A 10015-nucleotide genomic window follows, 5' to 3' on the forward strand; every position below is an offset into this window, starting at 1 on the left:
AACTTCTTTAGAATTACTCTGATGAGTAATTACGAAGCTCCCACCTCTATAGGTGGGAGTAGTTCACTACTAATTATAAGCAACTAATTTTTGAAAATGGAATCCAATGTAAAGATATGTTTTATCTAAAATTTAAGGGGGTAAATATGGAAAATTTTGCTTATTACACACCAACAAAAGTTGTTTTTGGTAAAGATGAGGAAAAAAATGTTGGAAAACTTGCTAAAGATTTTGGAGCTAAAAAAGTTTTAATCCATTATGGTGGTGGAAGTGCTGTAAGAAGTGGTTTGATAGATAAAATTAAAACTTCTTTAACTGAAGAAAATATCTCTTTTATAGAATTAGGAGGAGTTAAACCAAATCCAAGATTATCCCTTATATATGAAGGAATAAAATTAGCTAAAGAAAACAGTGTAGATTTTATATTAGCAGTAGGTGGAGGTAGTGTTATTGACTCTGCTAAGGGAATAGGGTATGGTATTGCTAACCCTGATATAGAAGATGTTTGGAACCTATATATTGGAAAGAAAAAAACTCAAAAATGTGCTCCTATTGGAGTTGTTTTAACAATAGCTGCTGCTGGAAGTGAGATGAGTAGTGGAAGTGTTGTAACTAAAGAAGATGAGCAGCTAAAAAGATCTTATGGTTGTGACAATGCAAGACCTAAATTTGCTATAATGAATCCTGAACTTACTTATACTCTACCTAAATATCAAATAGCTTGTGGAGTTGTTGATATTATGATGCACACAATGGAAAGATATTTTTCTCCTGTTGGAAACTTAGAACTTACAGATAAGATAGCTGAAGGACTTTTAAGAACAATGATAAAATATGGAAAAATATCATTAGAAAATCCTTATAACTATGAAGCTAGGGCAGAGATTATGTGGGCAAGTTCTTTAGCACACAATGGTTTAACTGGTTGTGGTGGAATTGGAGATTGGTCAACTCACCAATTAGAACATGATCTTGGTGGAGTTTATGATATAGCTCATGGAGCTGGATTATCTGCTGTTTGGGGATCTTGGGCAAGATATGTCTACAAAGAAAATCCAAGAAGATTTGCTCAATTTGCTGAAAATGTATTTGGAATAGAAAAAATAGGAACAGATGAAGAAATAGCAATTAAAGGAATAGAAGCTATGGAAAACTTCTACAAAGATATTGAAATGCCTATATCTATCTCTGAAACTAGAATTAATCTATCTGATGAAGATGTAGAAATGTTAGCTGAAAAATGTAGTAATAATGGAACTAGATATATTGGTTCATTTAAAAAGCTATTTAAAGAGGATATGGCAAAAATATATTCTATGGCAAGATAGCAAAAAGACCTGTTTTCACAGGTCTTTTTGTTTGTTTCTAAATTTAAATATATAAATAAATTAAAGGGTTCAGGCATAATTAAGCTTTTAAAAATTTATCGTAATATTTAGCCAATCCACCAGTTGATGTCTCTTTATATGATGAACACATATCACTTCCTGTTTCTTTCATAGTAATTACAACTTGATCGAAACTAATAGTGTGTTCTCCATTTGTTGAAAGAGCATAATCAGCTGTATTTAATGATCTAACTGCAACAATAGCATTTCTCTCTATACAAGGAATTTGTACATATCCACCAACAGGGTCACAAGTCATTCCTAAGTGATGCTCCATTCCCATCTCTGCTGCATATTCAATTTGATCTATATTTCCACCTAAAATATATACTGCCATTCCAGATGCCATAGAACATGCTGCACCAATTTCAGCTTGGCAACCAGCTTCTGCTCCAGATATAGTTGCATTTTCTTTAATTAGATTTCCTATTAATCCAGCTATTGCAAGAGCTCTTAAAGTTGTAGTTTCATCTAACTCGTACTCTTCAATTAAAGCTCTTAAAAGTCCAGGAATAACCCCTGCTGCCCCACAAGTAGGAGCTGTTACAATAGTTCCTGCACTACTGTTCTCTTCAGCTACTGCAAGAGCATAAGCAAAAATCTTTTTAGTAACAACTAAATAGTTTTTCTTTTTATCAATTTTATCATAGATCTCTTTAGCTTTTCTTGGGTATCTTAATTTTCCTGGAAGTACTCCATCTTTTTTGATTCCTCTTGATACTGCTGCATTCATTGTATCAAGAATATTTTTTAGATGATCCCAAATCTCTTTTCCTTCACAGTGTTCAACATATTCCCAAAGCTCTTTATTATTCTCTTTACACCATTTAATAATATCATCCATTTTAGTTAGAGGATAGCATTTTCCAGCATTACTTCTACTATCAGTAAGCTCTTTTATTGTTCCTCCACCTACTGAAAATACTAACCAATCTTTTAGTACATTTCCATTTTCATCTAATGCTTCAAATTTCATTCCATTAGTATGATATGGATGAATAAATTCTGGCATCCATACTATCTCAGTTTTCTTTGGTTTTAAAGTTTCTTCTATTATCCAATCAGTTAAATGTCCTTTTCCTGTTGCTGCTAAACTTCCATAAAGTTCTACTCTGTATGAAACGGCATCTTCTGTTTCTGCTTTAAATCTCTTAGCTGCTCTCTCTGGTCCCATTGTATGTGAACTAGATGGTCCACAACCTATTTTAAATAATTCTTTTAAACTATCCACAAATCTGCCTCCTTATCCTATTTTCCTCTTATCTCATCAACTGTTTTAATCTTATAGTTCTTAAATATTATTGAACCTAAGAAACCTGCAAATATTCCTGCTCCTGCACACATTAATGCCACTTTTGTAACTGTTAAAGCATCATTAAATCCGTACATTACCATAAGCCCTGCTATTGGTGTAGCTGTTCCAGTAGCATTATTTATTAAACCAAATAGTGCAACTATTACTCCTGCTAATGCTCCACCTATAAAGTTTGTTACATATACTGGAATTGGGTTAGCTGAAATTATATCTGCTTGAGTTAATGGCTCTATTGCCACTGCTATTGTAGTTTTTCTATCTCCAAATCCCATTCTGTGGAAGAATACTCCATTCATAAAAGATGATCCCATTACTGAAAGAGCCCCTATTGCCATTGGTACTCCTGTAAGTCCAAGCATTGCTGTAAGTGCCATTGATGAAAGAGGTGCAGTAGCTACTACTGTTATAATTCCTCCTAAGATAATTCCCATTAAAATTGGACTTGTATGAGAAGCACTTTCTAATATTCCACCTATATTTAAAAGTGTCGAATTTACTACTGGATTAGAAATTGCTGCTATAAGTCTTGCTAAAGGTGCTATAAAACAGATAATAAATATTAGATCTAGCCCTTGAGGAACAACTTTTTCAATTTTAGGTACTACAAATGATAGTATATATCCTGCTAAGAATCCTGGAAGAATTCCAAATCCTGCAACTGATACTCCTATTAATATTGCATAAGTTGGATTAACTCCCAAAGCAATTGGAACTAATGCTCCTGCTGCAACTCCACCCATTGAACCTGCTGCTTGTCCAACTCCTTTTAAAAACTCAACTCCTAAAAGATCTCCTCCTACATAAAGTTGAAATGCCTCAACTAGAAAGCTTGCTGTTGCTGCTCCTGCTAATGCTCCCATAGCCTTCATACCCTTAGGCATCTTTAAACTAAATAGTGAAAAACCTGCTAATACTACAAGTAATAAAACAACTCCTTTTAAAATTTCCATTTTTGTCTCCTTTTACCCTTATCTTTTTAATTTAAACTTAACTTTGTATAGTTTAACAACACTTATTATTCTCTTAGTGAACAATAGATGTTTTTTTGACATAAAAAAATTACAGGAAGATTATAGCATAGAGATCATATTATTTCAATGATTTTTTTCATTATTTTGAAAATTGTTTCAGTTTAAACTATAATTTTTTCCTTCAATATGCTATTTTTCGCTATTTTTTATACTAAAATGAAATTATATTATAGTGATATTATTTTAACTTTTTTATAAAATGTGATATAATTATAAGGAATTATTTTTATTTAATGGAGGTTATACTTTAATGAAATTAGGGGAAAAGATCAAGGCTATAAGAAAAAAATTAGGATACACTCTTCAAGAACTTTCAGAAAAGACAGAGTTATCAATCGGTTTTTTAAGTAATATTGAAAGAGATCTAAATAGCCCTTCAATTAGTAATCTACAACAGATTTGCCAAGCTCTTAATGTAAACTTAATGGAAATTTTAGACAATACTCTCAATCTATCTCCTGTTACTAAAAAAGAGGAGAGAGAGGAAATTTTTGTAAATATGGAATCTCATGTAAAAGTTGAAAGTTTACTTAATGGAAAATCAAATTTTAATGGTATAGCTATAACTATTGAAGGTGGAGATACATTTAGTGACATGTCTTGGGGGCACTCATATTCAGAAATTGGAGTTGTTATCACTGGTGAATTAGAAATTGAAGTGGATAAGGAGATATTTTTATTAAAAGAGGGAGACTCTATTGTTATCAAAGAGGGAGCTCCTCATAGATATAAAAATCCTAAAGATACTCCATCAGTAGTATATTGGTTCTCAAGTAAAAAATAATTTTTCAAAATAATGGAATTTCATTAAAATGAAAAGTAGGAGTTAACAATGGAAATTATAACTTTAATTGAAAATAATCTTGGAAAAAATAAAAATCTAAAAAATGAATTTGGACTCTCTTTTTTTATCAAAGATAATGATATTGAACTTATCTTTGATACTGGACAAACAGGGCTATTTTTTCATAATTTTAAAGAGTTAAATATTGTTCCTAATAATATAAAACATATTGTTTTAAGCCATAGTCATTATGATCATACTGGTGGTTTAAAAACTTTTATTGAAAACTCCAATAAAGATTTTACTCTATATGTTACACCAAAATTTTTTCAGGAAAAATATAGAATAAAACCTGAAATAAAAGAGTTTTTAGGGAATAATTTTGATTTTGAATATTTAGAAAAAAACAATATAGATATTAAATATATTTTTAATGGTTTTAAGATTTCAAAAAATATAGTTTTTTTCACAGATTTTAAAAGTTATTTTGATTTTGAACCACCTGCTGAATATTATTTTAAAAAAATCGGAGATTCTTTTATTTTAGATCATATGAATGATGAGTTAGTTATAGGTTTAGATACTCCAAAGGGAATGGTTTTAATTTGTGGTTATTCTCATATAGGAATTTGTAATATTATTGAGAGTATAACTAACGAAACTGGAAAAAATATCTATGGAGTTATTGGGGGACTACATCTTTCAAGAGCTAGTGATGAAAGAATTGAAAAAACTGCACAATATTTTATGGAAAAAAATATTAAATTTTTAGCTGTTTCCCATTGTACTGGAGAAAAAGCATTGAACTATTTTAAAAATTTAGATATTAAGTTAATATCTAATAATACTGGAGATGAAATTATATTTTAATTAGTTGGAGCTGATAAATATCAGCTCTTTTTTTATTGAACTATATCAACTTTTTATACTTCGATAAAATTAGATACATTTATTTTAAAATTAGATTATTTCTTTTAATTTTAAATCACTTTATACTTGAATTTTAATAAAAAATATGTATAATCTAATTAGTATCAATAAAAAATAATATTTTTTATATTTTGCTCAAAAATCTAGTAAATCATAAGGAAAGGTGAAAAAACTATGAGAGAAATTTTTGAAATCAGGTGGCATGGAAGAGGGGGACAAGGTGCTAAAACAGCATCTCTTCTTTTAGCTGATGCTGCATTTAGTGATGGAATGTATGTACAAGGTTTCCCAGAATATGGACCTGAAAGAATGGGAGCTCCTATAACAGCTTACAATCGTATATCTAAAAATAGAGTAACTGTACACTCTAATATATATGAGCCAGATTTCGTTGTAGTTGTTGACGAAACTCTTATTGAAAGTGTTGATGTTACAAAGGGATTAAAAGAGGATGGAGCTATTATTATAAATAGTTCAAAATCTGCATCTGAATTTAAACCATTATTAAAAGGTTACAAAGGAAGAGTTTATACTTGTGATGCTAGAACAATCTCTGAAGAAACACTTGGTAAAAATTTCCCTAATACTCCTATGTTAGGGGCAGTAGTAAAAGTTAGTGAAGTTATGGAAGAAGAAGCATTTTTAAATGCTATGGAAGAATCTTTTAAACATAAATTTGCAAGTAAACCTGAAGTATTAAAAGGAAATATGGAAGCATTAACTCGTTCTATGAGAGAGGTGAAAGAATAATGAAAAATAAAGCTGGTGTACCTATTACTGAAGAGATAACTTGGCAAGATATAACTCCAGGTGGAATAGTTTATGAAGCTGGAAGTGCAGCTCATTTTAAAACAGGAGACTGGAGATCTATGAAACCTGTGTTTTTAAAAGATAAATGTACTAACTGTTTATTGTGTGTTCCTTGTTGCCCAGACTCTGCAATTCCTGTAAAAAATGGTGAGAGACTAGATTTTGATATGGATCATTGCAAAGGTTGTGGAATTTGTTATAAAGCTTGTCCATTTAAAGCAATAGAATTTATAAAAGAGTAATTTGGAGGTAAATTTAATGAGTATAAGAGAAAGAATGTCAGGAAATGAAGCCGTAGCAATAGCTATGAGACAAATAAATCCAGATGTAGTACCAGCTTTTCCAATCACTCCTTCTACAGAAATACCACAATATTTCTCTAAATTTGTTGCTGATGGATTAGTTGATACAGAGTTTATTCCAGTTGAATCAGAACATAGTGCAATGTCAGCTGCTATGGGTTCTCAAGCTGCTGGAGCTAGAACAATGACTGCAACTTCATCTTGTGGACTTGCACTTATGTGGGAGATGCTTTATGTTGTATCTTCAGCTAGATTACCTATTACACTTGCTTGTGTGAACAGAGCTCTTACTGGACCTATCAATATCAATGCTGATCATAGTGACTCTATGGGTGCTAGAGATGCTGGATGGATTCAAATATATAGTGAAACAAACCAAGAAGCTTATGACAATATGTTACAAGCTAATAGAATAGGTGAGCATCCAGATGTTCAACTTCCTGTTATGATTTGCCAAGATGGATTTATCACAAGTCATGCTGTTGAAAATATAGAACTACTTGAAGACGATGAAGCTAAAGCTTTTGTTGGAGAATATACTCCAGAAGATTATCTTTTAAATTCTAAAAGACCTGTAGCTATGGGACCTTATGATATTGTTTCATACTATATGGAGCACAAAGTTAATCAAGCTCATGCTATGATAAATGCTAAAAAAGTTATTCTTGAAGTAGCTGCTGAATTTGAAAAATTAACTGGAAGAAAATATGGATTCTTTGAAGAATATAGATTAGATGATGCAGAAGTAGCAATAGTTGTTATCAACTCTACTGCTGGAACTGCAAAAGCTGCTATAGATGAGATGAGAAAAGAGGGGAAAAAAGTTGGACTTTTAAAAATAAGAGTATTTAGACCTTTCCCTATGGAAGAGATTGCTCAAGCACTTAAACATATAAAAATGGTAGCTGTTATGGATAAATCTGAGGGATTCTCTGCTGCTGGAGGACCTGTTTTTGCTGAAGTAAGATCTGCTCTTTATGACTGTAACCCAAGACCTAAAATGGTAAACTATGTGTATGGACTTGGTGGTAGAGATGTTACTACAAACCATATCAAAGAGATCTTTGAAACTTTATTAAAAGAAAAAGATGAAGAGGTTAAAAATAGATATAGACATTTTGGTGTAAGAGGTTAGGAGGATAATAATATGGCATATAATTTCAAAAAAGAGATGGAAAAACCAGAAAGACTTACTGGTGGACATAGAATGTGTGCTGGTTGCGGAGCACCAGTTGCAGTAAGAGGAGTATTAAGAGCTCTAAAAGAGGAGGATCAAGCTGTTATTTGTAGTGCTACAAGCTGCCTTGAAGTTTCAACTTTCCTTTATCCTTATACAGCTTGGAAGGATTCTTTTATTCACTCTGCTTTTGAAAATGCTGCTGCTACTATCAGCGGAGCTGAAACAGCATATAGAGTTTTAAAGAAAAAAGGTAAAATTGATGATACATATAAATTTATAGCTTTTGGTGGAGATGGGGGAACATATGATATAGGATTCCAATCACTTTCTGGAGCTATGGAAAGAGGACATGATATGGTTTATGTATGCTATGACAACGAAGCATATATGAACACTGGTATTCAAAGATCTTCTGCTACTCCTATTGGAGCAGACACTACAACTACTCCACTTGGAAGTGAAAGTACAGGAAAAAATCAAACTAGAAAAGAGCTTTCAGATGTAATGGCAGCTCATAATATTCCATATGTTGCCCAAACTACATTTATGGGAAACTTCAAAGATTTACATGAAAAAGCTGAAAAAGCTATCTATACAGAGGGAGCAGCTTTCTTAAATATTCTTGCTCCTTGTCCTAGAGGATGGAGATATGAAAGCGAAGATCTTATGGAGATGTGTAAATTAGCTGTAGAAACTTGTTACTGGCCTCTTTTTGAAGTAATAAATGGGGAATGGAAACTAACTTACAGACCTAAGAAAAAACTTCCTATTGAAGAGTTCTTAAAGAAACAAGGAAGATTTAAACATCTTTTCAAACCTGAAAATAGACACATCATTGATAGAATTCAAAAAGATGTAGATACTAAATGGGAAAGACTTTTAAAAAGATGTGGTGAAGAATTATAAGGTTTAAAAAAGCACGATAAATATCGTGCTTTTTTATTTTACATCTCTTCTATTTTAATCTCTTTAATAGTTTTATCCTCATTAAATATTGGAGTAGCTAAATATGATTTTAATTCTTTTTCATCTGTTGAAACTACAAAACTAAATTCAACATTTGTTCCTATTCCCCATTCACCTTTATTATTCATAGCAACAATAGATATAGCTCCTGCTACTCCTCTTCTTTTTCTCAACTGTTCTGAAAAATCTTCCACTGCTGATTGAGCTGCTTTCATTGGAGAGACTCCATTTCTCATTCTTTGAACAGTCTCATATGAAAGACACCCTTTCATTATATCCTCTCCAAGTCCTGTTGCTGCTGCCCCTCCAACTTCATTATCTACATAGAATCCAGATCCTGGAATTGGAGAATCTCCAACTCTTCCTCTTTTTTTCATAAATAATCCACTTGTTGAAGTTGCTACTGCCATATCTTTTTCACTATCTAAACTAATCATACAAACAGTATCATGCCCATCATATGGAGAAAGATTTTTTTGTGTTATCTCGTCCATTCTTGTTTCCCAAGTTTTTTTAGCTCTCTCTGTAAGCATATTTTGTCTTATAAATCCATTTTTATGTGCATAAGCCTCTGCACCATCTCCAACTAAAAAAATATTAAATCTATCTTCACTAAGTTTTCTAGCTATACTTACAGGATTTTTATAATCTTTTATTCCTGCTACTGCTCCCATTGATAAAGTTTTTCCATCCATAAAAGCTGCATCTAATTCTACTTCACAATTTTCATTAGGAAGTCCTCCATAACCTACTGAAGTATATAAAGGGTCATTTTCAACTTCCATTATAGCTTTTTCCACTGCATCTTGACATTTTCCTTTATTTTTTAAAATATCTGCTCCTATAGCAACTCCATCAACAGCCATTTTCCAAGTTGCTATAATTCCCCATTTATTCATCTTTCTCACTCCTATTGTTAACAACTATTTTTATTTGATTTTATCACTTTATCATTTAAAAAACAAGAAAACTATTAACCATAAAAAAAGAACTGCGTAAATTGATTTTCATCAACTTACAACAGTTCCTCTCTTATATTACTTTTTTAATTAGTAAGCTATATTGTATAATTTTTCTATATCTTCTAATGTTACATCTTTTGGATTTCCACCTGTACATACATCTGCTAAAGCATCTTTTGATAATTTTGGTAATCCTGATTCTGGAATGTTTATTTCTCTTAATGTTTGTGGGATATGAACATCTTTTGATAGTTGTCTTACTGCTTCTACTGCTGCTTTTGCTGCTTCCTCTTTTGTCATTCCTGTTGTATCTACTCCCATAGCTCTTGCTATATCTCCATATTTAT

At 31.6% G+C, this 10015-nt stretch carries 11 protein-coding genes; 7 read left to right on the top strand and 4 right to left on the bottom strand.

Annotated elements, in window-relative coordinates:
• Nucleotides 1-146 precede the first annotated feature (146 nt).
• Nucleotides 147-1328, top strand: coding sequence for an iron-containing alcohol dehydrogenase (locus tag I6E31_11940; GenBank protein MCF2640670.1), 1182 nt, complete (start codon nt 147-149; stop codon nt 1326-1328).
• Nucleotides 1329-1407: 79 nt separating this feature from the next.
• Here I6E31_11940 and I6E31_11945 read toward each other — a convergent pair whose 3' ends face one another.
• Nucleotides 1408-2619, bottom strand: coding sequence for an L-serine ammonia-lyase, iron-sulfur-dependent, subunit alpha (locus I6E31_11945; protein MCF2640671.1), 1212 nt, complete (start codon nt 2617-2619; stop codon nt 1408-1410).
• Between the two features lie 17 nt (nt 2620-2636).
• Complete coding sequence (locus I6E31_11950) at nt 2637-3653, bottom strand: PTS sugar transporter subunit IIC (GenBank protein MCF2640672.1); 1017 nt, start codon at nt 3651-3653, stop codon at nt 2637-2639.
• A 331-nt stretch (nt 3654-3984) separates the two neighbouring features.
• Between I6E31_11950 and I6E31_11955 the strand changes: the two genes are divergently transcribed.
• The 6 genes from I6E31_11955 (at nt 3985) to I6E31_11980 (ending at nt 8646) form a co-directional block, all read left to right on the top strand.
• Nucleotides 3985-4518: a cupin domain-containing protein gene (locus I6E31_11955; protein MCF2640673.1), complete on the top strand. Its 534-nt coding sequence runs from the start codon at nt 3985-3987 to the stop codon at nt 4516-4518.
• A gap of 48 nt (nt 4519-4566) precedes the next feature.
• Nucleotides 4567-5388, top strand: a complete 822-nt coding sequence (locus I6E31_11960; GenBank protein ID MCF2640674.1) for an MBL fold metallo-hydrolase — start codon at nt 4567-4569, stop codon at nt 5386-5388.
• 234 nt (nt 5389-5622) lie between these two features.
• Complete coding sequence (locus tag I6E31_11965; protein ID MCF2640675.1) at nt 5623-6198, top strand: 2-oxoacid:acceptor oxidoreductase family protein; 576 nt, start codon at nt 5623-5625, stop codon at nt 6196-6198.
• Nucleotides 6198-6500 carry a 4Fe-4S binding protein gene (locus tag I6E31_11970; GenBank protein ID MCF2640676.1) on the top strand — a complete coding sequence of 101 codons (303 nt, stop codon included), beginning with the start codon at nt 6198-6200 and terminating at the stop codon, nt 6498-6500. The genes I6E31_11965 and I6E31_11970 overlap by 1 nt, the downstream gene beginning before the upstream one ends.
• Nucleotides 6501-6516: 16 nt before the next feature.
• Nucleotides 6517-7695, top strand: a complete 1179-nt coding sequence (gene porA / locus I6E31_11975) for a pyruvate ferredoxin oxidoreductase (protein ID MCF2640677.1) — start codon at nt 6517-6519, stop codon at nt 7693-7695.
• Between the two features lie 12 nt (nt 7696-7707).
• Nucleotides 7708-8646, top strand: a complete 939-nt coding sequence (locus tag I6E31_11980; protein ID MCF2640678.1) for a pyruvate ferredoxin oxidoreductase — start codon at nt 7708-7710, stop codon at nt 8644-8646.
• Between the two features lie 38 nt (nt 8647-8684).
• On the opposite strand, the gene I6E31_11985 is transcribed toward I6E31_11980, so the two are convergent.
• Entirely contained in the window at nt 8685-9605 is a 921-nt protein-coding gene (locus tag I6E31_11985; GenBank protein ID MCF2640679.1) for a N(4)-(beta-N-acetylglucosaminyl)-L-asparaginase, read from the bottom strand.
• 150 nt (nt 9606-9755) lie between these two features.
• Nucleotides 9756-10015 (bottom strand): iron-containing alcohol dehydrogenase (locus I6E31_11990; GenBank protein ID MCF2640680.1); only part of this gene is annotated, 260 nt, incomplete at its 5' end.

Origin of the sequence: Fusobacterium varium (genome assembly GCA_021531615.1) — a bacterium.
GTDB lineage: Bacteria > Fusobacteriota > Fusobacteriia > Fusobacteriales > Fusobacteriaceae > Fusobacterium_A > Fusobacterium_A varium_C.